Source organism: Vallitalea pronyensis (genome assembly GCF_018141445.1).
Lineage (GTDB): Bacteria > Bacillota > Clostridia > Lachnospirales > Vallitaleaceae > Vallitalea > Vallitalea pronyensis.
In genome coordinates, this window is sequence record NZ_CP058649.1 from 5,401,432 (window position 1) to 5,424,431 (window position 23,000).

Sequence of the window (23,000 nt, forward strand, 5' to 3'; positions counted from 1 at the left end):
AAACTAATATTTTGTCCCTATAGTATCAGCTCGAATTGTCCGTCAATCGCTTCTTGTTCATAGAAACGCTCTTGATCTTTTACCCATGGTCCATAATCATAAAAATCGCAAGCCTTATATATTCTTGCATTAACCCATCTAGCAAAGTGATTTAATTGCAAGTTGTCTTTACGTTTGTTATAGACCATTACATATGGGTCCACTTTTAATTCTCTTAATTTCTCAAAGCGATACAAGTCTTCATAAAATGTTGTGTCGTAACCCACCAGCATATAACACATGTGTCTATAGGTCTTAATATGTTCTGATAAAACCTGTATACCTCTTAAAATTGAGTTTTCAAAACTGATTAGGTCCCAAGCATAATGGATGGACCGTAAATGCTTAACACTTGCTAATGCCGCGGCTTTTTCGTGGGTCATAACTCTTACATCAATACCCTGTGATAAGTTAACTATTAGGTTCCTCTGTTTGATTTCTTCGCATTTTTTAATCATGTGTGGGTCAGCTGTAAAGTTATTATCCAGAAGAGTTATTATATTTGATCTCGGATTGATAATGTCTTTTATCTCAGCTACTTGATACAACTTGCCCTCTTTTTCTGGTACATAACAAAATTCACACTTTCTTATACACCCTCTGCTTGTAAAGCCAACTCCCATATTAGCTAACTGTTCAGCTTTTTTATGCTTACTTCTTTTTTTCATAACGCCTCTTATGCGGCTATATAAGAAGTCTGCTGTATATAGATCATAATCTGGCTTACAATGTTCCATCTCTTGTGGAAGAACTGTTTTTATGTCCCATCCAGTACCACCGAAAGTAATATCTTTATAAACATCTTTTAACCTCTCAGCTCTTCTGCGATTCCATGTGAACAATACACTACAAAATACTTTATCTACATGCCTATCAAAAATATTTAAATATACTTCATGCCCTTGTTGCTTATAGTATGTACTCAATTTCATTAATGCAAGATTAGGTATTTTACCATCATAATCAATCAGTCCTATTTTCAATGTCTCACCTTCTATCCATACTAAACTTAGTTTTTGCGACCATACTTAATTTTTTCTAGCCTTCTTAAGCAATTCTCGTACTGTTTTTTGACTCTTGCTATAGTGTCCATATCCTTGCTATATTTAATCATTCCTGAGAATCTCTTTTTTAAATCCTTTTTGTTTGAACACTTAGCCCAACATGGATTACATCTTTTAGCTAGTGCGATGCATCCAGTCTCAACATATAGTGCACAGTTACTGCAATGTTTGTTTTGCTCATCTAACTTATGCATCTTATCCTCCTATTCTTCTAAGCGGCTAATTGAATAACCGCTTTCTTATTATCTATTTGGTCAACTGCATTTTGAACTGAATCATAGTCCATATGAGCGTATATCTGAGTAGTGGCTATACTTTCATGTCCTAATACTCGTTGTATTGTTTCGAGACTAGCACCGCCCTTCAACAACTGCATAGCTCTACCATGTCTGAAAAGGTGAGGATGAACGTTCTGTTCAACCCCTGCCCTCCTGCCTAATCTCTTCACATAATCTTGTATACCTTTCTCAGATAACCTGTTCGCTTTGCTTGTAACAAATAATGCTTCATTATCATCTTTTCTAGTGCCTATGTAAGCAATTACTTTATTTGAAGCGTCCTGCGAGAATATACATTGTCTCTGTTTTTGTCCTTTACCTGTAACCACAAACCGTCTCGCGGAATGATCTAATGAGTTTCTGTTTAATTGGTGAATCTCGGCAAGTCTACACCCTGATGAATACATCATAGAGCACAATGCCAGTCCCCTATAATTGCTTTCTTCTTCTAGAAAATTTATCATCTGATTGTATTCACACATTTTTAAATATGATTTTACTTTCTTCCTTACTTTTGGCTTATCTACTTTTTCGACTGGGTTTTTGATATCTAAATCCATCTGAACTATTAGCCTCTTGTAAAACATGTTTAAATTTGTGTGCTTCCTGTTTAATGCCTGATCCCCATTCTTTCTTTTGATTGTGCAATACATTAAAAAGTCTTGTATACCTAAATGTGTTACTGATAATGCGTCTCTTTCTCCTAACCATCTTAGGTATATTTTTAAATCTTGATTACATATTGCTTCGATTGACTTATTTGTCAGCCCCTTACCTCTGCAAATAAATCTGTATCTTTCTAACAGGTGTTTATTTGATTCTAGTACCTTATTCATTATTTATCCTCCGTTTGTTTTTTACACTTTTTTCTGGTTCTCAATAATTTTGCGTTCTAAATCGTCAAAATCATGAGTTCTCTGCTTATAATTAATAAATCCAGATTGCTTTGTCTGCTTATTTTCATTGGGCTTAACGGATGCTTTTTTGTTTTTAAATTCATCCTTGATATTTCTAACATCCTGTAAGCATTTAACATCTTTAGATATCCAATTATTTAGTATTGCTGATAGATAGTTGAAATTCTTCTTGTTGTTTAACACGCTTTCTTCTATTGCGGCAATAATTACTTCACATGGCACGTCTTTTAAATAGTCAATTAGCTTTTCATAGATAATTGGGTTAATCATTCCAAGATTATCTTGGTAAGACTTGACAACTTTTTTGAGTTCATTTTGTTCTTGTTCCTCTATATCTACTACTACCTCTAACCTATCCTTACCTAACCTATCCTTACCTAACCTATACTGGGTTTCCATTTGTGTGTCAGCTTGGTTACTAAGTGGTATACCAATGGTTGACATCAAGGTATATGAACCATTTTCTTTCTCTGCAAGTAAGCTCTTTTCTTCTTTATGAATAGTCTCCTTATACCTATCTTTCCTGATATAATTATGTATTTTCCAGTGCTTAATAACGATCACACCTTTATCAAACGTTATTATAAATTTCTTACCCACTAAAAGGTCAAAATCGTTCTTGTTACAACCTATTACACGCATTATTTTTAATGGATTATTCAAGAATCCATCATCATCTGCCCTCATTGATAAATGAAAGTATAATGCCTGCGTACTTAATGGCATATCTAGGAATGCGTCACTATCTATTATTGTTTTTGCAAACATTCTTCTTTCTGCCAAAATATCACCTCTTAAGCTTCTTGTATTTGATAAAAATATATGGTATTATCTAATTAACTTTTATTTCATTTGCACTCTATTATGGGTGCTTTTTTTATTTTTTTCTTTAGTTCTGCAACCTTACTAACTGCTTCTTTTTCTGTTAATTCGTTTGTAAAGTACTTGTCCATTATGCGTTGCAAAATATCTAGTGGCTTTAGTTCTTTCATTCCGTTTCCTCCTGACTATGTACTTAATACCAAGTACTATAAATGCAACGATAAACTCAATACCTATCCCAATCCAAACACACCAAAATATTAAATACCATATAGGATTAGTTTCCATTGGATTCTCCCTTATCTTTGTCAGTTACTTCAATAGCTTCAAATTTTGTACAATCAACTCTCTTTCCGCAGTTCTCACATTGACACCAATCTGTAAAAGATGATCCATTAAAACCACAGGACCCACATGTATATTCATGTACTACTCCGCTAAACATTTATTTTACTCCTTTCAGTCGTCTAATTTGTTTCCCTCTATCATCCAATTCAATGATTCTAACGTGTTTATAATTCTTACAAGCGATCTTGTAATACTCATCCCGTAATGCCATGTTTGAGGTTGAAGCAATAGTTTTCCAGATTGCTAAATCTTTCTTTTTTACTTGAATTCCCCATGTTTCGCGATGATACCCTATCACTACTTGTCCCTCCCCTTTTTCTTCTTACCACGCTTTTCCTTGCGGTTTCTGGCCATCATTCTTACACTAGCTTTAGCTTGTTTAACCCAAAATGTTTCATATAACAAAGCTTGTCCTCCTTCCTAATGCATCTTTTAGTTAATGTTTGTCATAATGCAGAATATTGTGATATAATTGTGTCGAAAGGGGGTGTGTATCATGGGTACTCATTATTTTGCCCAAATTTGTATGAATGGCCATTTGATTACTAGTACTTATAGGTCAATATCATCTTCACATCGAAAATACTGTAGTAAATGCGGTGCGCTTACAATTGTCCAATGTCCAGACTGCAATACTTATATACCTGGTGATTATAAAAGTGATTGGGGTACTTTAGAATTAAGTGATCCAATGACGAGTGTGCCAGCTTATTGTCATGGTTGTGGTAACCCTTATCCTTGGACTAAATCAGCTCTTGAATCAGCAACATTAATGATTAATGATGATGAAAACTTGAACGAGAGTGAAAAACAAGAGTTTTGCGAGTCTCTTCCTGATTTACTTGTTGAATCCCCAACACCAAAAACTAAACTAGCTGTGTCTAGATTTAAAAAGTTTGTTGGTAAATCGGCTAAATATACAGCAGATGGTATAAAAGATATATTTGTTGATGTAACTTCTGAAGTTATAAAAAAATCACTTTTTCCAGATGCATAGTTATTTTAATTGAGCATGGAGCCTATAACCTGGACAAGTATCATTACCACAGTTATACGGCTCTTTTTTTACCCAGCATTCACACGTTTCTCTTAACTTCTTTCCACACTTAGTACAGAAATTTCCTTGTTCTCTATTTCCAGCACCACAATGATTGCATTTCATTCTTTATCCTCCTCCCTAAATTGATCTTTTGTTTTCATCTTTATTGGCTCTTTCAATAGCAGAATTAAGAAACTCAATAATCTTGTAATGTTCACTTAGTAATACATTGTTCATCTTCGCTATCTCTGCATATGTTTTTTCATTATTTTTGAGGTTTCTATTCTCCTGTAAACATAGACCAAGTACTACGGTTACAATTAGAGTTATTACTGTTAAAGCTATATCGTTCACATGGCCCCCTCCTTATACACTTTCCTTTATATTTGATGGTGGCATCCAGTACTTAATATAGTTCGTAACAGCTTGATAGTCCTTTTTCTTTACATCTTTGTAGCTTGGTATACCCATACGGTTCTTAATGTCTCTGTATATGGCTGCAAAATACTTTTTGCTATACCTCTTGTATTCGTCTGTACCTTCTCCCAAAAGCTCATAAACCCGCTTTCCAACTGCCTTTTGTATTTTTCTTTGTAATCCGTGGTCCAATGTAATCTGGTTGTCCACCTTTTGGTCCATAACCTTAAATCTATAATCTACATCAGTTTTAAACTCTTGCATTGATTTTGCTTGCATGATTATCATTTCTTCATATGTCTGCGGTAAAGTCTTTACCCTAAAATACGCATCTTCTAGAACCTCATAAACTCCCCACGCCTGATCAGTGTTAATAATTTTAGCATGATGCAATGCCCCTTTTTCTGTCCATAACATTAGCTTTGATACATATTTAAGGTTACTATCATTTTGATAGTTGGCTTTAAAATGTCTAAGAGCTTCACCTTCTAGCTCATAATAATGCTTACCATACTCAAATCTTTCTTTATTTCTTAAGTATGCTTGATGTATTCTTGCATCACTTGTTCCATATCCTGCCGCCAACTGTGATGTCAATAATACTCTTTGCTGTTCATGTTCAATCACGGTTAAATTATTCATTTACGTCTATCCTCCTTCCTCTTTAAGACTAACTAAATATATATTTTTTTAGTTGGGTTACGTTATCATTTTTGGGTTCAAGATATGTACCAGGGATTCTAATGCTTCTACCTATGCGTTTGCAAGGTATCTTACCACTCTTGGTATGCCTATAAATTGTTACAAGAGATAACTTCAATATTTTAGCTGCCTCATCAACTGTATAATATGATTTGTCCATATTCTCACCTCTTGTTAATAACAAGTATTTTTTGTAGTTACTATTTTCATGCCAAGAATTGTTGCGATTTTTTGTTTTTGTTTTTTTGCTTTTCTTGTACCACTAAATATCTCGGTTAAGTAAGGCCGAGAAATACCTAATTGCGACGCAAGTTGTGTCATGCTCATACCCTTATCAATCATTATTTTTCTTGCTTCTTTTCCAAAGTATGAATAAATCAAAGTTATCACCTCCAAAAAAAAGTAAAATATTTAGCTAAAGTTATTGACAAAAAGTCTAAAATATACTACTCTATATGTATGGTTAAATAAAGAGCATATCAAGCAAACACGTTGGGGAACGATGTTATACAAGTGGTTAATATAATAATCACCTTGTTTTTTTGTTGCTTAATTTTGCCATTAACTTTAGCTGTTGATTATAGTATAGTATTATATTTAAGACTTGTCAATACCTAAAGTTTTATTTTTAGCACTTATTTTTAGAAAGGAGTCATAAAACTATGACTTTAGTTGAGAAAATTAAGACTTTATGCGATGAGCAAGGCACTACTTTAATTGGCCTAGAACGTAAAATAGGACTCGGTAGAGGAACGATTAGAAACTGGGATACCAATTCTCCATCTATTCATAAATTAGAAAAAGTCGCTGACCATTTTAGCGTCAGTGTAGATTACTTGCTAGAAAGGGAAAGTAATAAATTGTCAGCTAAAACATTAAAGGTTGCCAAGGAGATAGATTTGCTATCAGACGATAAGTTTGAAGCACTAAAAAAATTAATATCTACCATGATAGATATTAATAAATAAGATTGTTAGGTGTTTATCTATGAGTTTATTAAACAGAATTAAGGAACTATGTATTGAGTACGAAATATCATTAACACAATTAGAAAAAGAGTTAGGCTTTAGTAATGGCAGTTTATCTAAATGGGATAGAATATCACCATCGATTTATAAATTAGAAAAAATCGCAGATTACTTTAGTACAAGTATTGATTATTTATTATCACGCAAAAATGAAGGAATACATCCTAAAACATTGGGGTTAACTCAAAAAATTAACCTTTTAAATGATGAGGACTATCAATTAGTAAAGCAAGTGGTCAATAGACTTTTGTAAATTGGGAAGGGAGCTAACTACTCATGAAAGGCTCAATAACTAAAAAAGGTAGTAAATATTATCCTGTCATTTATCTTGGAAAGGATGAATTAACGGATAAGAAAAAATATAAGTGGGGCAAAGGGCAAGTATTAAGAAGAGAAGCGGAGAGAATCCTTAACGATATGGTCAGAGATTATCATATCAATAATGACAATGGCATATTGTCGCTTGATTTTACTTTTTCAGAATTAGCCAAAGAATGGTTACTCGTAAGCAAAAAAAAACATGCACCCAAAACTTATCAGATGTATGAAGGGAATGTCCGATTTGTTAATGAGATATTTGGAGATGTAAAAGTCGATGCAATCAAGACAATTCATGTTCAAAGGTATATCAATACTTTAAATGGGTCGTATAGCAAAATCAACAAAAGATATTTAGCTATAAGGTCTGTAATGAATTATGCTGTTAAAATGAAACTGATACTTGTAAATCCATGTATTGGCGTAGAACTACCTAAGAAAGATAAAACAGAATTTAACACTTGGACTTCGGAAGATGTAAGATATTTCTTAGATTGCCTAGAAAACGACAATAGTAAATGGTACCTTCCTGTATGTGTAATGTTGACAACAGGTATGCGCCCTGGAGAAGTATGCGGATTAAAGTATTGTGATTTTTCCGAAGACAATACAGCCTTATACGTCAGGCGTGGTATGCAAAATGATGGAACTACGGGTAACACAAAAAATGAGCAGAGTAAACGTAAAGTCATTATAACAAATAAATTATGTGACGCTATTAAAAAGCAACAAGAATGGCAGAAAGACATGAGCAGAGAATTTGAAGATGAATATAGTATTTCTGATTTTATATGTACACATGAACTGGGACAAGTTATAAGGCCAGATGTGCTAGGTAGGGCTTTTAAAAAGTTAATCAAGAAATACCACATGCCTAAAATTCGCCCTTACGATTGTAGACATTCCTTTGCTACGCTTATGTTAAAAAACGGTATTAATCCAAAAATTGTAAGTGAAATGTTAGGTCATAAATCAATAGAAGAAACACTGAACACTTACTCACATGTATTACCGGATATTCAAGAAGAAGCTGTTTCTAAATTCGAAAGAATTGTTTTACAAGAACCTCAAGATAACGTCGTTTTTATCAGTTCTTAACTCAAGTTATCAAGATCGGATTAGAAAATGGATTAGAAAAAGTCAAAATCCTAAGCAAGCGATTGACGCAAACCTAGGATTCATCAAACGTGCGCAGAAAGATTCGAACTCTCGGCCTTCTGATCCGTAGTCAGACGCTCTATCCAGCTGAGCTATGCGCACAAAGTATTTAATTAGAATAAAAAGCACCTACGGTGCAAATTGAGATAATGCCGGAGACCGGAATCGAACCGGTACGATCGGTAAGGATCGCAGGATTTTAAGTCCTGTGCGTCTGCCAGTTCCGCCACTCCGGCATTTAATGGGCGCAACAGGGCTCGAACCTGTGACCCCCTGCTTGTAAGGCAGGTGCTCTCCCAGCTGAGCTATGCGCCCTATTAAGTTAAGTTATAGTTACGTTTGGTCTGGGTGACAAGACTTGAACTTGCGACCTCTAGAACCCCATTCTAGCGCTCTACCAAACTGAGCCACACCCAGACAATGGAGTGTAACTGTCACTAAACGACCCAGAAGGGACTCGAACCCTCGACCTCCGGCGTGACAGGCCGGCGTTCTAACCAACTGAACCACTGGGCCTAACTAGTTATACATCATGTCTTTTCTTTTCATATTAAATTAAAATGATGGACCTTCAGGGACTCGAACCCCGGACCAACCGGTTATGAGCCGGTTGCTCTAACCAACTGAGCTAAAGGTCCGCATGAAGCCGACGATCGGACTTGAACCGATAACCTGCTGATTACAAGTCAGCTGCTCTGCCAATTGAGCCACGTCGGCATATCATACATATGCTACCGCTTTTGCGATGCAAAGTCGGATATGCAAGTGACCCGTAGGGGAATCGAACCCCTGTTACCGCCGTGAAAGGGCGGTGTCTTAACCGCTTGACCAACGGGCCTAATTATATTATGTTAAGCTCCCCGAGTAGGACTCGAACCTACAACCCTTCGGTTAACAGCCGAATGCTCTACCATTGAGCTATCGAGGAATAATGTTTATTAAACATTCAAAACCACACATTGAAAACACATACACATCATTATATAATCGTTCATTTATCCATTCTAACCCGAACAAGTTAATCGATACTTACTTATAACTTATACATCTTAACCCTTAGCCAATCATAGCTAGGTCAAGCCCTCGACCTATTAGTATCGGTCAGCTGAACATGTTACCATGCTTACACCTCCGACCTATCAACCTTGTCGTCTTCAAGGGGTCTTACTACCTTACGGTATGGGATATCTTATCTTGAGGGGGGCTTCACGCTTAGATGCCTTCAGCGTTTATCCCTTCCAAACTTGGCTACTCTGCTATGCACTTGGTAATACAACAGATACACCAGCGGTTCGTCCATCCCGGTCCTCTCGTACTAAGGACAGCTCCTCTCAAATATCCTGCGCCCACGACGGATAGGGACCGAACTGTCTCACGACGTTCTGAACCCAGCTCGCGTACCGCTTTAATGGGCGAACAGCCCAACCCTTGGAACCTGCTACAGCTCCAGGATGCGATGAGCCGACATCGAGGTGCCAAACCACTCCGTCGATGTGAACTCTTGGGAGTGATAAGCCTGTTATCCCCGGGGTAGCTTTTATCCGTTGAGCGATGGCAATCCCACTTTCATACCACCGGATCACTAAGTCCTACTTTCGTACCTGCTCCACCCGTCGGTGTCACAGTCAAGCCATCTTATGCCTTTGCACTCTGCGAATGGTTTCCAACCATTCTGAGATGACCTTTGAGCGCCTCCGATACCTTTTCGGAGGCGACCGCCCCAGTCAAACTCCCCACCTGACATTGTCCCCACACCCGTTTAGGGTGCTAGGTTAGAAATCCAGTACTACAAGGGAGGTATCCCAACAGCGACTCCACAAAGACTGGCGTCCTTGCTTCTACGTCTCCCTCCTATCCTGTACATGTAATACCGAATCCCAGTATCAAGCTGGAGTAAAGCTCCACGGGGTCTTTCCGTCCTGTCGCGGGTAACCGGCATCTTCACCGGTACTACAATTTCACCGGGCGCGTTGTCGAGACAGTGCCCAAATCGTTACGCCTTTCGTGCGGGTCGGAACTTACCCGACAAGGAATTTCGCTACCTTAGGACCGTTATAGTTACGGCCGCCGTTTACTGGGGCTTAAATTCAGAGCTTCGCTTACGCTAACCCCTCCTCTTAACCTTCCAGCACCGGGCAGGCGTCAGCCCCTATACTTCACCTTTCGGTTTTGCAGAGACCTGTGTTTTTGCTAAACAGTCGCTTGGGCCTATTCTCTGCGGCCTCTCTAAAGAGGCACTCCTTATCCCTAAGTTACGGAGTCATTTTGCCGAGTTCCTTAACAACGCTTCTCCCGTCGGCCTTAGGATTCTCTCCTCATCTACCTGTGTCGGTTTACGGTACGGGCACATACAAAACAATAGCGGCTTTTCTCGACAGTTTGGATTCAGAAACTTCCCTACTTATATTTCGGTCCTCATCGTACTTCAGAAACGGATGACGGATTTGCCTGTCTTCCTATCCTTTGTACTTGAACGGGTTTTTCCATTCCCCGTTTTTCCTATCCTCCTGTGTCCCCACAGTTCTGTTTGCATGCGGTACAGGAATTTCAACCTGTTGTCCATCGACTACGGCTTTCGCCCTCGCCTTAGGTCCCGACTTACCCAGAGAAGATCAGCTTTACTCTGGAAACCTTAGATATTCGGCCGAGAAGATTCTCACTTCTCTCTCGCTACTCATTCCGGCATTCTCTCTTCTTAACAGTCCACTGCTCCTTACAGTACAGCTTCGTCCCAGTTAAGAATGCTCCTCTACCACTGATATTACTATCAATCCACAGCTTCGGTGTCATGTTTTAGCCCCGGACATTTTCGGCGCAAGATCTCTCGACTAGTGAGCTATTACGCACTCTTTGAATGTATGGCTGCTTCTAAGCCAACATCCTAGTTGTCTTCGAAATCTCACATCCTTTTCCACTTAACATGTACTTTGGGACCTTAGCTGGTGGTCTGGGCTCTTTCCCTTTTGACTACCCAACTTATCTCGCGCAGTCTGACTCCTGATGAGCATCTATATGGCATTCGGAGTTTGATATGTTTTGGTAAGCCTCGCGGCCCCCTAGACAATTCAGTGCTCTACCTCCATTAGACTCCATCAAGGCTAGCCCTAAAGCTATTTCGAGGAGAACCAGCTATCTCCGGGTTCGATTGGAATTTCTCCGCTACCCACAGTTCATCCCCACGTTTTTCAACACGTGTGGGTTCGGACCTCCATTACCTTTTACGGTAACTTCATCCTGACCATGGGTAGGTCACCCGGTTTCGGGTCTACGTACTCTGACTTAACGCCCTATTAAGACTTGGCTTCCCTTCGGCTCCAGACCTTTAGTCTTTAACCTTGCCAGTTATACGTAACTCGCCGGACCGTTCTACAAAAAGTACGCCGTCGCTCTGATTTATATACGAGCTTCGACTGCTTGTAAACAAAGGGTTTCAGGTTCTTTTTCACTCCCCTCCCGGGGTTCTTTTCACCGTTCCTTCACAGTACTATACGCTATCGGTCACTAGGGAGTATTTAGCCTTGGGGGGTGGTCCCCCCAGCTTCACACAGGGTTTCTCGTGTCCCGTGCTACTCTGGATACCGCCTGCTCTCTCGGTCTTTCACCTACTGGACTTTCACCTTCTTTGGTTGGCTTTCCCAAAACCATTCGGTTAAACGTCGAGATACATTCTGCGGTCCTCAACCCCTAAGAACTAAGTTCTTAGGTTTGGGCTCTTCCCTTTTCGCTCGCCGCTACTTAGGGAATCGATTTTTCTTTCTCCTCCTTCGGGTACTTAGATGTTTCAGTTCCCCGAGTTCCCCCTACATGGCTATGTATTCACCATGCAGTAACTGGGCTTTTCCCAGTCAGGTTTCCCCATTCGGATATCTCCGGATCGATGGCTATTTGCGCCTCCCCGAAGCTTTTCGCAGCTTATCACGTCCTTCATCGGCTCCTAGTGCCAAGGCATCCACCCTTTGCTCTTATTAGCTTGACCTACACATTTTTCTCATCTAAGCATCGGCTTTGCGCATGCAAAACGATTGCCTATCTTTTCGTGATTCTTAGGTTTAAATATCACCACGGTTTTGGGTGATTTTTAAAGCTTAGAAGAACGATTTGAGAATAAATGTTGCCATAAACAGCTTTTCTCGTAAAATTATCATAACATAACGTCACAACAACCTTCCAATCAAGCATGCATTGATCGCACTAAGAGCTAAGATTTACAAGTTATTTGTATGCTCCTATTATAAACAATAGGATACGTAGCTTGTTCTTGGTTACTCTTGGTTCTTTTAAGCATTGGCTTTGCGTATGCAAAACAAGTGCTTTCTTTTTTAAATCATAGGATAATTGATTATCATTTGATGTCAGTATTTAACAAATGGCTAAGTTCTTTTGCATACGTTTTATGGCATGACAAAAGGTTCTTTCCCTAGAAGTTATCTCCTGAAAGAATGACTTCTTCTTTGTTAAATATCTTTTCAATGTGAAGTTTTCAATGTTCAAATCTCTTGTATAAAAGCAATCGTTTTGCATATGCAAAGCCCATGCTTAATTGTTTCTTTTCAAGAGACAATGGAGATAAGGAGATTCGAACTCCTGACCCCCTGCTTGCAAGGCAGGTGCTCTCCCAACTGAGCTATACCCCCATGGTGTTCTTTTTGTGTATGAAATTGTTAATTGGTGGGCTCAAGTGGACTCGAACCACCGACCTCACGCTTATCAGGCGTGCGCTCTAACCAGCTGAGCTATGAGCCCTGACACGCTGAGCGTGTTATTGGCAATCTGGCAGCCACCTACTCTCCCAGGTCGTCTCCAACCAAGTACCATCGGCCGTCTGTGGCTTGACCATCGTGTTCGGTATGAGAACGGGTATGTCCCATAGACGCATCACCACCAGAAATCTCTTCTATTCTTAGAATAAACGGTATATGTTGTTTTCCCTTGAATACTCAACAGTGAAACGAACTTTTAGCTATGCTTTACTATTCCATGCAATTCTACTTATCGTTTAAAGCCTCGGCTTTAACGATCTTCCTTAGAAAGGAGGTGATCCAGCCGCACCTTCCGATACGGCTACCTTGTTACGACTTCACCCCAGTCATCGGCTTCACCTTCGACAGCTCCATCCATAAAGGTTTGGTCACTGGCTTCGGGCGCTTCCAACTCCCGTGGTGTGACGGGCGGTGTGTACAAGGCCCGGGAACGTATTCACCGCGACATGCTGATTCGCGATTACTAGCGATTCCAACTTCATGTAGTCGAGTTGCAGACTACAATCCGAACTGGGATAGCTTTTTTGGGGTTGGCTCCATGTCACCACTTCGCTTCCCTTTGTCACTACCATTGTAGCACGTGTGTAGCCCAAATCATAAGGGGCATGATGATTTGACGTCATCCCCACCTTCCTCCGAGTTGTCCCCGGCAGTCTCTCTAGAGTCCCCAACTTTACTTGCTGGCTACTAAAGATAAGGGTTGCGCTCGTTGCGGGACTTAACCCAACATCTCACGACACGAGCTGACGACAACCATGCACCACCTGTCTCTTCTGTCCCGAAGGAAAGTTCCGATTAAGGAACGGTCAGAAGGATGTCAAGATTTGGTAAGGTTCTTCGCGTTGCTTCGAATTAAACCACATGCTCCACCGCTTGTGCGGGCCCCCGTCAATTCCTTTGAGTTTCAATCTTGCGATCGTACTCCCCAGGTGGAATGCTTAATGCGTTTGCTGCGGCACCGAGGTTCGACCCCCGACACCTAGCATTCATCGTTTACGGCGTGGACTACCAGGGTATCTAATCCTGTTCGCTCCCCACGCTTTCGTGCCTCAGCGTCAGTTACAGTCCAGAAAGTCGCCTTCGCCACTGGTGTTCCTCCTAATATCTACGCATTTCACCGCTACACTAGGAATTCCACTTTCCTCTCCTGCACTCTAGCAAAGCAGTTTCAAATGCAGTCCCCAGGTTGAGCCTGGGGCTTTCACATCTGACTTACTCCGCCGCCTACGCACCCTTTACACCCAGTAAATCCGGATAACGCTTGCCCCCTACGTATTACCGCGGCTGCTGGCACGTAGTTAGCCGGGGCTTCTTAGTCAGGTACTGTCACTATCTTCCCTGCTGATAGAAGTTTACGATCCGAAAACCTTCTTCCTTCACGCGGCGTCGCTGCATCAGGGTTTCCCCCATTGTGCAATATTCCCCACTGCTGCCTCCCGTAGGAGTTTGGGCCGTGTCTCAGTCCCAATGTGGCCGATCACCCTCTCAGGTCGGCTACTGATCGTCGCCTAGGTGAGCCGTTACCTCACCTACTAGCTAATCAGACGCGGGTCCATCCTATGCCACCGGAGTTTTTACCACTGGATCATGTGATTCTGTGGTCTTATGCGGTATTAGCGCACTTTTCAGTGCGTTATCCCCCTGCATAGGGCAGGTTACCCACGCGTTACTCACCCGTCCGCCGCTGTCCACTTAAGGAATCACCCGAAGGTTCATCCTTAAGTTTCTCGCTCGACTTGCATGTGTTAAGCACGCCGCCAGCGTTCATCCTGAGCCAGGATCAAACTCTCATGTTAAAAAGTTTATTCTGACCAGACTAATCTGGCAATTGTATTTTATAGACTACCGTCTCTTTGTTTGAGATTGCTAAGTTAAACAAAACAATTCTCTGAATTTACAAAGGAATTATTTGGGTAAAGCTTTTATAAGCTTTTGGTTTGTTTCACTGTTCAGTTTTCAAGGTTCTGCTGCTTCAACTTATTGCATTAGCGAAGAATATATTATCATATTTTATGATGCTTGTCAACAGCTTTCATCATCTTTCCAGATGATTGCTTTTAACGGAGAAGGAGGGATTTGAACCCTCGCGCCGCGTTAACGACCTACTCCCTTTCCAGGGGAGCCCCTTCAGCCGCTTGGGTACTTCTCCAAGCCGTTTCAAAACACTTCGCGATATATGCATTCAATAATAATCCAAAACTTCTATACAGTAGTTTTAAAATTATTGAGCGGAGAAGGTGGGATTTGAACCCACGGCCCCTTTCGGAGTCACTGGTTTTCAAGACCAGCTCCTTAAGCCACTCGGACACCTCTCCATGCTTGTAGCTCACAATCGAGCGCTTTAATAATTTATCATATCTTGTGTTAAGTGTCAAGCATTTTTTATAACTTTTTTCAACTTTTTATGCGTTGTTTTTTTTCGTTATTGCTTAGCGACAAGCGGTATTATATCGCATATCAATAGGGGTGTCAATAGCTTTATGCAATATTATTATATTCTGACAAATACTCCTATAGAAGCTATCCATCCGACACCTATAAATCCAAAGCATTCGCCACCATTAAGTCTTCCTGGGTAGTGATTTTTATGTTACCATAGGAACCCTCTACAATGGTTACGGTTGTGTCAGCATATTTCTCTACAACCATGGCATCATCTGTGGCTACAAACTTATATTTTATGGCTTGTTCATAAGCTTCTTTAATGATTTCTTTTTTAAATGTTTGTGGTGTTTGTATCGCCCAAAGCATATCCCGATTAGGTGTGCTTATAATATTTCCTTCATTATTAACCACTTTTATTGTATCTTTAACTTTAACACCTAACACACATGCACCACTCTTATTTGCTTCCTTAATCGTACTTATTATATGCTCTTCTTGTATAAAAGGACGTGCTGCATCATGAATTAATACAATATCTGTTTCCTGTGGGATACATTTGATGCCCTCATATACAGAATCTTGTCTTTCTTTCCCACCTTCTATTACAGATATGACCTTATCTAAGCTGTACGGTTGAACAATTTCTTGTTTACAATAGTCGACTTCACCTTGTCCCACAACAATAATAATATGCGTAATGGCATCACACCGCATAAAAGCCTCCAAGGTATATACCAAAATTGGTTTACCTTTTAGTTCAATATATTGCTTATGCTGATGATGCTTCATTCTTTTCCCTTTACCAGCAGCAGGAATAATGACTGTACATTTTAATTGGTCCATTTTACGTCTCCTTTAAATATCATTTGTATGTGTACCTATTATTATGAACTATAGGGGATTGAATAAACACTGTAGCTAGGATGTATAATCTATTTTAAACTATTGTATACTAATTGAAAAGAAGGAACGTGTTATTACTAAATAATTCTTGTTCCATCTTTCATTGAGTGGATTTTCTTGTTATAATAAAGACGAGTATCATCATACGTTTTGTTTATAAGATGCTCAATACGATATTAAGGAGGAACAATTATGTTAAGTAAAAAATTATTGGACGCTATTAATGAACAGATTCAATATGAGTTTTACTCATCTCATTTATATTTAGCCATGGCAGCTTATTGTTATTCCATTGATTTTGATGGATTTGCTAACTTCTTTATGGTACAAGCCGAAGAAGAAAAGTTCCATGCTATGAAATTCTTTAACTTTGTTAATGAAATGGATGAGACAGTCGTTATTCACGGTTTAGATACACCTCCAAGTGACTATAAGGATATGGAGGAGATTTACGAAAAAACCCTTGCACATGAAAAATTTGTAACTGCTCGTATCTACAAACTTATGGATATTGCTATGGAAGAAAGAGAACATGCTACAATCAGTTTCTTGAAATGGTTTATTGATGAACAAGTGGAAGAAGAAGCTACGGCTAAAGGTATTCTTCAAAAAATCAAAAGAGCCAATGGCGATATGTCCATTATGTATGCTATTGATACAGAAATGAGTAATCGTGTATTCACACCACCACCAACAGCTTAAGTCATAGAATAAAACAAGGCGGTCTCATCACTTCGTGAGATCGCCTTTTATTTTTATTTCATGGGTATGTCCACACATCTACCATATGCATGAATTCTTTTTTCTATTTATATGCCTATATCCGACTCCCTAACTTTAGATAAGGTACGGCGTTTAACGCCATTGTATGCCGAACACCTTTTAGATATTCATGATAAGCTGCTACCCCAATCATCGCTGCATTATCTGTACAGTACACAGGTGATGGATAATTCAGTACAATATCCGCTTCTTTACAAGCAATTGTCATCATTTCTCGCAGCTTACTATTGGCTGCTACCCCTCCTGCTAAAGCAACTTTGTGCAGTCCTTCCGTCTGAGCAGCTTTTATGGTTTTATTGACAATGACCTCCACAACAGCTTTTTGAAAACTTGCTGCAATATTCGGTACATGAATGGGTTCATCTTTCATTTTGCATTGGTTAATGTAATTGAGCACAGCAGATTTTACACCACTAAAGCTAAAATCATAAGACCCATTCTCTAAATAAGACCTTGGAAATTCAATGGCATTTTCATCGCCTTCTTTTGCTATTTTATCAATTTTAGGGCCTCCTGGATATCCGAGACCTATGGCTCTAGCAACTTTATCGAAAGCTTCGCCCGCAGCATCATCTCGTGTCTTCCCTAAAATTTCATACACACCATAATCTTTTACGTGAACCAAGTGGGTATGCCCGCCTGATACAACCATGCCAATAAATGGTGGTTGAAAATCATTTTCAATGTAATTCGCACTAATGTGCCCTTCAATATGGTGTATACCAATAAGTGGTTTATTGGTTGCAAAAGCTATTGCCTTAGCTTCTGCTAACCCTACCAACAAAGCACCTACAAGACCTGGTCCATATGTAACGGCAATGGCATCTATATCTTCCAAGCTTACATGAGCCACATCTAAAGCTTCCTGTATCACAGGGTCGATGTTTTCAATGTGTTTTCTAGAAGCTATCTCAGGTACAACGCCTCCAAATTTTTCATGTAAATCAATTTGAGAAGATATGATATTGGATAATATATCTTTTCCATTTTTGACAAGGGCTACGGATGTTTCATCGCATGATGTCTCTATAGCCATAATTATGACATCTTTCATTTAATCACCTACTACTATAAATTCCTGTGTTGTTTGCCAACCTTTTATTTTCCAAAGCCCCTCTTTTTCTACCAATAAAAATTCTTCATAAATTTCCCCATTGGATCCAACCTTGTTTAAATAAAAGACTACTTTTATCATGACCATACCATCTTTTTCTTGTTGGTCTTCTTGAATGTCATACCCTATGATTTTGGTATCACTATCTTCAAAGGCTTGAATCTCTTCTTTTGCCCTTTGATAATGTACATCCTTTGGGTTTTTTTCTAATAGTTCTTCATCATAGAGTACTCTTTGCACTTTCAAAAGTAACTCAATGTCATCTTCACTTATGTCGTGACCATAGAGTTTTTTCATAACTGTGTTGTTAAACTTAATGACTTGTTGTGGTGTTTTTTGCAAATCCCTTATGTTAAGCAATGTACCTTCATAGTCTTCTTTCAAATCATCTAAAAGACGATCACCACTGGTCATCAATGATTTTTCTTCGTTATCTTCACTTGTTTGATTATCAAATACAACAAATAAGATTACCCCTAAACTCACCAATATTAATATTGCAATGTATTTTCTCATCCTCATCACTCCATTATCAACCTCTTGCTATGGTATGCGTATGTTATACAAATCATTCTATATAATATATCGAATCAACTCAGCAAAAGGATAACCCTTATTCTTCAAACTTTAAAGTTGTTGACATGCGGTCTTTACCTACTTTTGTATTTTCAAAGTATTTTTGCGCAACATGTACATAATCTTTAGGTCGAACTAACGATGGGCTAAAATGGGTCAACCATAATTCTTTTACATGGGCTTTTGATGCTAAAGATGCTGCTTCTTCAAAAGTCATATGTTTGTATTCATTGGCTCTGTTTTCTTTTTCTTCATCAGCATACATGCCTTCACATATAAATAAATCCGCATCTTTTGCATGCATTTCTATGTTTTTCACTGGACGGGTATCCGTGCAATAACTGAGTTTTATACCTTTTCTAGGAGCTCCCAATACTGCATCAGGTTGATATTCTTTATCTTGATAAGTCACTGTACCACCTTTTTGGAGAGTATTCCAGTACTGTACCGGTAAGCCTAATGCTTTTGCTTTTTCCACTAGAAACTTGCCTTGCCTATTAATATTAACATTATAACCATAACATGTCACATTATGATTTAGTTTATAGGCTTCAAGGGTATAACCTTTTACCTGCAACGTATGGTATTGCTCATGTAACTCAATAAAATCAAGTGCAAAAGGTAATTCAGGCGCTATAACACGAAGACCTTTTACAACCCGCTCTAGTCCCTTTGGTCCTATTAGTGTAATGGGCTCACGCCGATCTGAATTACCAATGGTTAATAATAAGCCAGGTAATCCCCCTATATGATCCCCATGATAATGGGTAAAACATATGACATCAATAGGTTTAAAACTCCATCCTTTCTGACGGATAGATATTTGGGTGCCTTCACCGCAGTCGATAAGCATGTTGCTGCCATTATGTCTCAACATCAGTGAAGTTAACCATCTATTTGGTAAGGGCATCATCCCACCTGTACCTAATAAACATACGTCTAACATTTTACTACCTCTTCCTCAGTATAAGTATCTTTAACTTTTGTCTTTTCCATTCTAAAATTCTTTAATATTGTAACATAAACTTATCATCTTCACCAGTCATCTCTATTATAAGTATGCACATTTTATCTCAAATTAAAAAAATGGTGAGGTCACCATTTTAATCGTTTCTACCTTTATGTAATAAGACTGTCTAACCAATGCATCATTGCTTATCGTTATATGTCTATAAATAGAAGACGTTGAAAAGGCATTGATGGAACAGTCTTTATGACCCATTATTTTTTGGTTTTGCTGGGAGGATACTTAAAACTTTCAATAAATTCATCATAACATTCTTCACATAAATCAAAACTATGAATTTCCATATCCTTATTGGAGAAATATCCCCATTCTTTCGTAAGGCTAAGATAATCGACTTTTTTCTTAGTATGTTGATCATATATCAACTTACCACACTTGTTACAATATACCTCTGTTAGGACGTTATCTTTTATGACTTTTTCTTCGTATTTCTCCATTCGCTTATCCCCTCACTAGGTTGTTTTTAGTTGTGTTAAGGATTTTATTCTTTGAAGTGATTCAAATTGGCTTTGCCTGCAAAAAGGTTGTCATCCCATTTGCATAACAAAACAATCTCTTTGCCTACATACCTTAAAGTAATGTGTAATGCAAAACGATTTCTTCCTATGGAATTATTATAACGCTCCTATGTTCATCTGTATATAGGTAATTTCTTCAATAAGGCACTGGAATATTTAAACTATCCATTCATGATTTTGCGTTTTATTTAAAAGGAATTCATGTTTTAATCATGGAGACAGTGCTTTTTCTTTCCAAGGAAAATAGGATTCATTGTAAGCAAGATACATGACTTTCTTACACAAGAACAAAAAGAGGCTACGCCTCGTTCCGTAAAACGGATTTGTCGTTAGGAAAGTTTCCTTAGCACAAATGAGAATGCTTCTATCTCATTTGTTAAATTGAGAACTTTCCTTGTATAAGATACAAAAACATAGCGAGGATTTCTCCCCGCTATTTATCTTAATTCTCGTATACTTTTTTTGCTATTTCATACGTATGGTCAGCAGTGATACCAAATGCTTCAAATACTTTTGCTGCAGGTGCTGATGCTCCAAAATGATCAAGACCAATGACTTCACCATCAAGACCTACATATTTGTACCATCCCATTGTGGCACCTGCTTCAATAGCTACACGTTTTCTTACAGCTTTTGGCATAACACTTTCTTTGTATGCTGCTGACTGACTATCATAGATATCCATAGAAGGCATACTGATGACACGCACATCAATACCATCTGCTTTTAATTTTTTAGCTGCTTCGTAGACACATTCAACTTCTGAACCGCTAGCCATTAATAACATGTCCGGTACATCTTTCTCAGAATCGACTAACACATACCCTCCTTTGAGAGCATCTTTGCTGGTTTCTTCATAATAAGGAAGGTTCTGTCTTGTTAACACAAGTGCTGTTGGTGTATCTTTGGATGAAATCGCATGATACCATGCTGCTGCGGTTTCTTTTGCATCGGCAGGACGATAAGTCACCATGTTTGGTACACTTCTAAGCATAGCCAGTTGTTCAATGGGTTGGTGGGTCGGTCCATCTTCACCAACACCAATACTGTCGTGGGTTAACACATAGGTTACAGGCAAGTTCATCAGCGCTGATAAACGAATACTTGGCTTAATGTAATCACTAAACACAAAGAATGTTGCGCAGAAAGGCTTGTGTGCTCCATGGAGTGCAATACCATTTGCCATAGCAGCCATAGCCAATTCTCTCACACCAAAGTGTAGGTTCATACCTGCATAATCATCACCAGAGAAATCACCTCTGTCTGTCATGTATGTCTTCGTCGATGGTGCAAGGTCAGCTGCTCCACCAAACATATTAGGTAAGTATTTGGTTAAACGATTGATAATCTGACCAGAAACGGCACGGGTCGCATTAGGCTTCTTATCAAAGGTCCAATAATCTTCATCATTCAATAAATCAACGGGCAGTTCTTTGCTTGTCCAGATTTTCCACTGGTCAGCTAGCTCTGAGTACTTGGCAGCATATTCTGCAAACATACTATCCCAGTCTTCCTGCTCACGCTTACCTTGTTCTTTAAGGGTATCCATATGGCTATATACTTCTTCTGGCACATGGAATTCCTGATCTAATGGGAACTCAAAAAATTTCTTTGTTTCAGCAAGATTATCTACACCAAGGGGTTCTCCGTGTGCTGAAGCTTTCCCTTGTTTTGCTGGACAACCATAGCCTATTTGAGTCTTTACAACAATTAATGAGGGTCTTTCCAAATCCCCTTTAGCTGTTTCAATGGCTTTTCCAATGGCATCTAAATCGTTACCATCTTCAACTGTGATTACTTGCCATCCATAGGCTTCAAAACGCTTCGCTACATCTTCTGTAAAAGCAATATCTGTACTGCCTTCAATGGTTATTTTATTTGAATCATATAAAGCAATGAATTTACCAAGCTTTAATGTACCTGCTAATGAAGCCGCCTCTGAAGTGATACCCTCCATCATACAGCCATCACCAACGATAGCATAGGTGTAATGATCCACAATCTTAAAATCATCTTTATTAAAATTAGCCGCTAGATTTGCTTCTGCCATAGCCATACCAACACCTGTTGCAAATCCTGCACCCAATGGTCCAGTTGTCGTATCTACACCTACAGTATGACCATACTCAGGATGTCCTGGCGTCTTACTTCCCCATTGTCTAAATGCTTTTAAATCATCAATGGTTAGTCCATATCCAAATAAGTGTAATAATGAGTACAGTAACATGGAACCATGTCCTGCTGATAAGATGAAGCGATCACGATTTATCCAATTAGGATCGCTTGGATTGTGTTTCATATGCTTGGCCCATAATTCATAAGCCATAGGTGCTGCTCCCATTGGCAGGCCAGGATGACCTGAATTGGCTTTCTGAACACCTTCTGCCGATAATAATCGAATGGCATTAATTGTTGTTGTATCAATTGTTCCCATCTACTAATTCCTCCTTCTATATTAAGAAAATCTTTTATTAACCATTTAATCTTAATGTGCTACTCACCCTAAAGAATTATACGATATCTTTAAAATAACCCTTTCACATAGCATTGTATCATATTTATGGATAATAGCAAGTCCAACATATAAAAACTAATAGCAACTTCTCATTCTTTTGCACTTAAGACAAACTTAATAAACATCACACGAGCCATTAGCAAAGGGAATATAGTAGATTTAGCGCTGACCGACTCGCCCCTCAAGGTAAGGCAAGCTAAATCTACTATATTCCCTTGCTTCTAGCCCTATGTTCGCTATTAACTACTCAACAACTTACCTCATCTGTACCCATCTAGCAATGAAAACC

At 38.9% G+C, this 23,000-nt stretch carries 23 protein-coding genes, 13 tRNA genes and 3 rRNA genes; 5 read left to right on the forward strand and 34 right to left on the reverse strand.

The window, feature by feature from the left end:
• Positions 1–17: 17 nt before the first annotated feature.
• The 7 genes from HZI73_RS22480 to HZI73_RS22510 form a co-directional block, all read right to left on the reverse strand.
• Positions 18–1,022: a radical SAM protein gene (locus HZI73_RS22480; RefSeq protein ID WP_212695592.1), complete on the reverse strand. Its 1,005-nt coding sequence runs from the start codon at positions 1,020–1,022 to the stop codon at positions 18–20.
• A 26-nt stretch (positions 1,023–1,048) separates the two neighbouring features.
• Positions 1,049–1,297, reverse strand: a complete 249-nt coding sequence (locus HZI73_RS22485) for a hypothetical protein (protein WP_212695593.1) — start codon at positions 1,295–1,297, stop codon at positions 1,049–1,051.
• A 17-nt stretch (positions 1,298–1,314) separates the two neighbouring features.
• A complete protein-coding gene (locus HZI73_RS22490) occupies positions 1,315–2,217 on the reverse strand; it encodes a tyrosine-type recombinase/integrase (RefSeq protein WP_212695594.1) in 903 nt (300 codons plus the stop codon).
• Between the two features lie 21 nt (positions 2,218–2,238).
• A complete protein-coding gene (locus HZI73_RS22495) occupies positions 2,239–3,081 on the reverse strand; it encodes a DnaD domain-containing protein (RefSeq protein WP_212695595.1) in 843 nt (280 codons plus the stop codon).
• Between the two features lie 65 nt (positions 3,082–3,146).
• Positions 3,147–3,290, reverse strand: coding sequence for a hypothetical protein (locus HZI73_RS22500; RefSeq protein WP_212695596.1), 144 nt, complete (start codon positions 3,288–3,290; stop codon positions 3,147–3,149).
• A 107-nt stretch (positions 3,291–3,397) separates the two neighbouring features.
• Positions 3,398–3,565, reverse strand: coding sequence for a hypothetical protein (locus HZI73_RS22505; RefSeq protein ID WP_212695597.1), 168 nt, complete (start codon positions 3,563–3,565; stop codon positions 3,398–3,400).
• The gene (locus HZI73_RS22510; protein WP_212695598.1) at positions 3,566–3,766 is read right to left on the reverse strand and encodes a hypothetical protein; all 201 of its coding nucleotides are present in this window, start codon (positions 3,764–3,766) and stop codon (positions 3,566–3,568) included.
• 198 nt (positions 3,767–3,964) lie between these two features.
• On the opposite strand from HZI73_RS22510, the gene HZI73_RS22515 reads away from it, so the two are divergent.
• Positions 3,965–4,465, forward strand: coding sequence for a DUF2321 domain-containing protein (locus tag HZI73_RS22515; RefSeq protein WP_212695599.1), 501 nt, complete (start codon positions 3,965–3,967; stop codon positions 4,463–4,465).
• Here the strand turns inward: HZI73_RS22515 and HZI73_RS22520 are convergent, their stop codons facing one another.
• Genes HZI73_RS22520 through HZI73_RS22540 form a run of 5 tightly spaced genes read right to left on the reverse strand, consistent with a single transcriptional unit; the run spans position 4,466 to position 6,007 of the window.
• Positions 4,466–4,630, reverse strand: coding sequence for a hypothetical protein (locus tag HZI73_RS22520; RefSeq protein WP_212695600.1), 165 nt, complete (start codon positions 4,628–4,630; stop codon positions 4,466–4,468). It abuts the gene before it with no gap.
• Between the two features lie 15 nt (positions 4,631–4,645).
• On the reverse strand, positions 4,646–4,861 hold the full coding sequence (locus HZI73_RS22525) for a hypothetical protein (protein ID WP_212695601.1): 216 nt from the start codon (positions 4,859–4,861) through the stop codon (positions 4,646–4,648).
• A 12-nt stretch (positions 4,862–4,873) separates the two neighbouring features.
• Positions 4,874–5,566, reverse strand: a complete 693-nt coding sequence (locus HZI73_RS22530) for an ORF6N domain-containing protein (RefSeq protein ID WP_212695602.1) — start codon at positions 5,564–5,566, stop codon at positions 4,874–4,876.
• A gap of 28 nt (positions 5,567–5,594) precedes the next feature.
• Positions 5,595–5,786, reverse strand: coding sequence for a helix-turn-helix domain-containing protein (locus tag HZI73_RS22535; RefSeq protein WP_212695603.1), 192 nt, complete (start codon positions 5,784–5,786; stop codon positions 5,595–5,597).
• A gap of 14 nt (positions 5,787–5,800) precedes the next feature.
• On the reverse strand, positions 5,801–6,007 hold the full coding sequence (locus HZI73_RS22540) for a helix-turn-helix domain-containing protein (protein ID WP_246552255.1): 207 nt from the start codon (positions 6,005–6,007) through the stop codon (positions 5,801–5,803).
• Between the two features lie 281 nt (positions 6,008–6,288).
• Between HZI73_RS22540 and HZI73_RS22545 the strand changes: the two genes are divergently transcribed.
• Genes HZI73_RS22545 through HZI73_RS22555 form a run of 3 tightly spaced genes read left to right on the forward strand, consistent with a single transcriptional unit; the run spans position 6,289 to position 8,070 of the window.
• Positions 6,289–6,594 carry a helix-turn-helix domain-containing protein gene (locus tag HZI73_RS22545; RefSeq protein ID WP_212695604.1) on the forward strand — a complete coding sequence of 102 codons (306 nt, stop codon included), beginning with the start codon at positions 6,289–6,291 and terminating at the stop codon, positions 6,592–6,594.
• A 19-nt stretch (positions 6,595–6,613) separates the two neighbouring features.
• On the forward strand, positions 6,614–6,907 hold the full coding sequence (locus tag HZI73_RS22550) for a helix-turn-helix domain-containing protein (RefSeq protein WP_212695605.1): 294 nt from the start codon (positions 6,614–6,616) through the stop codon (positions 6,905–6,907).
• Between the two features lie 23 nt (positions 6,908–6,930).
• Entirely contained in the window at positions 6,931–8,070 is a 1,140-nt protein-coding gene (locus tag HZI73_RS22555; RefSeq protein ID WP_212695606.1) for a tyrosine-type recombinase/integrase, read from the forward strand.
• Between the two features lie 88 nt (positions 8,071–8,158).
• Here HZI73_RS22555 and HZI73_RS22560 read toward each other — a convergent pair.
• The 17 genes from HZI73_RS22560 to ispD all read right to left on the reverse strand — a co-directional run bounded on the left by HZI73_RS22560 (position 8,159) and on the right by ispD (position 16,118).
• A tRNA-Arg gene (locus HZI73_RS22560) sits at positions 8,159–8,232 on the reverse strand.
• A 48-nt stretch (positions 8,233–8,280) separates the two neighbouring features.
• A tRNA-Leu gene (locus tag HZI73_RS22565) sits at positions 8,281–8,366 on the reverse strand.
• A gap of 6 nt (positions 8,367–8,372) precedes the next feature.
• Positions 8,373–8,445: transfer RNA gene (locus HZI73_RS22570), tRNA-Val, on the reverse strand.
• A gap of 25 nt (positions 8,446–8,470) precedes the next feature.
• Positions 8,471–8,547 (reverse strand) — tRNA-Pro (locus HZI73_RS22575).
• Between the two features lie 25 nt (positions 8,548–8,572).
• A tRNA-Asp gene (locus HZI73_RS22580) sits at positions 8,573–8,646 on the reverse strand.
• 48 nt (positions 8,647–8,694) lie between these two features.
• Positions 8,695–8,768, reverse strand: a tRNA-Ile gene (locus HZI73_RS22585).
• A gap of 6 nt (positions 8,769–8,774) precedes the next feature.
• Positions 8,775–8,847: transfer RNA gene (locus HZI73_RS22590), tRNA-Thr, on the reverse strand.
• Positions 8,848–8,896: 49 nt separating this feature from the next.
• A tRNA-Glu gene (locus tag HZI73_RS22595) sits at positions 8,897–8,968 on the reverse strand.
• Between the two features lie 18 nt (positions 8,969–8,986).
• Positions 8,987–9,058: transfer RNA gene (locus HZI73_RS22600), tRNA-Asn, on the reverse strand.
• Between the two features lie 143 nt (positions 9,059–9,201).
• A 23S ribosomal RNA gene (locus HZI73_RS22605) occupies positions 9,202–12,106 on the reverse strand.
• 585 nt (positions 12,107–12,691) lie between these two features.
• Positions 12,692–12,764 (reverse strand) — tRNA-Ala (locus HZI73_RS22610).
• Between the two features lie 32 nt (positions 12,765–12,796).
• A tRNA-Ile gene (locus HZI73_RS22615) sits at positions 12,797–12,873 on the reverse strand.
• 25 nt (positions 12,874–12,898) lie between these two features.
• Positions 12,899–13,016 (reverse strand): 5S ribosomal RNA (rrf, locus tag HZI73_RS22620).
• 141 nt (positions 13,017–13,157) lie between these two features.
• Positions 13,158–14,686 (reverse strand): 16S ribosomal RNA (locus HZI73_RS22625).
• Together the 16S, 23S and 5S rRNA genes with 13 tRNA genes alongside form the textbook arrangement of a ribosomal RNA operon.
• 265 nt (positions 14,687–14,951) lie before the next feature.
• Positions 14,952–15,039, reverse strand: a tRNA-Ser gene (locus HZI73_RS22630).
• 80 nt (positions 15,040–15,119) lie between these two features.
• Positions 15,120–15,205, reverse strand: a tRNA-Ser gene (locus HZI73_RS22635).
• Between the two features lie 220 nt (positions 15,206–15,425).
• Entirely contained in the window at positions 15,426–16,118 is a 693-nt protein-coding gene (gene ispD / locus HZI73_RS22640) for a 2-C-methyl-D-erythritol 4-phosphate cytidylyltransferase (protein WP_212695607.1), read from the reverse strand.
• Positions 16,119–16,370: 252 nt separating this feature from the next.
• Here ispD and HZI73_RS22645 point away from each other — a divergent pair, with 252 nt between their 5' ends.
• Positions 16,371–16,880, forward strand: coding sequence for a ferritin (locus HZI73_RS22645; RefSeq protein WP_212695608.1), 510 nt, complete (start codon positions 16,371–16,373; stop codon positions 16,878–16,880).
• A gap of 115 nt (positions 16,881–16,995) precedes the next feature.
• Here the strand turns inward: HZI73_RS22645 and tsaD are convergent, their stop codons facing one another.
• The 5 genes from tsaD to tkt all read right to left on the reverse strand — a co-directional run bounded on the left by tsaD (position 16,996) and on the right by tkt (position 22,630).
• Positions 16,996–18,015 (reverse strand): tRNA (adenosine(37)-N6)-threonylcarbamoyltransferase complex transferase subunit TsaD, encoded by a 1,020-nt coding sequence (tsaD, locus tag HZI73_RS22650; RefSeq protein ID WP_212695609.1) that lies wholly within the window; start codon positions 18,013–18,015, stop codon positions 16,996–16,998.
• Complete coding sequence (locus HZI73_RS22655; protein ID WP_212695610.1) at positions 18,016–18,591, reverse strand: DUF6715 family protein; 576 nt, start codon at positions 18,589–18,591, stop codon at positions 18,016–18,018.
• A gap of 97 nt (positions 18,592–18,688) precedes the next feature.
• Positions 18,689–19,597: a ribonuclease Z gene (locus HZI73_RS22660; protein WP_212695611.1), complete on the reverse strand. Its 909-nt coding sequence runs from the start codon at positions 19,595–19,597 to the stop codon at positions 18,689–18,691.
• 275 nt (positions 19,598–19,872) lie between these two features.
• A complete protein-coding gene (locus tag HZI73_RS22665; RefSeq protein WP_212695612.1) occupies positions 19,873–20,115 on the reverse strand; it encodes a hypothetical protein in 243 nt (80 codons plus the stop codon).
• 523 nt (positions 20,116–20,638) lie between these two features.
• A complete protein-coding gene (gene tkt, locus HZI73_RS22670) occupies positions 20,639–22,630 on the reverse strand; it encodes a transketolase (RefSeq protein WP_212695613.1) in 1,992 nt (663 codons plus the stop codon).
• Positions 22,631–23,000: the final 370 nt, after the last annotated feature.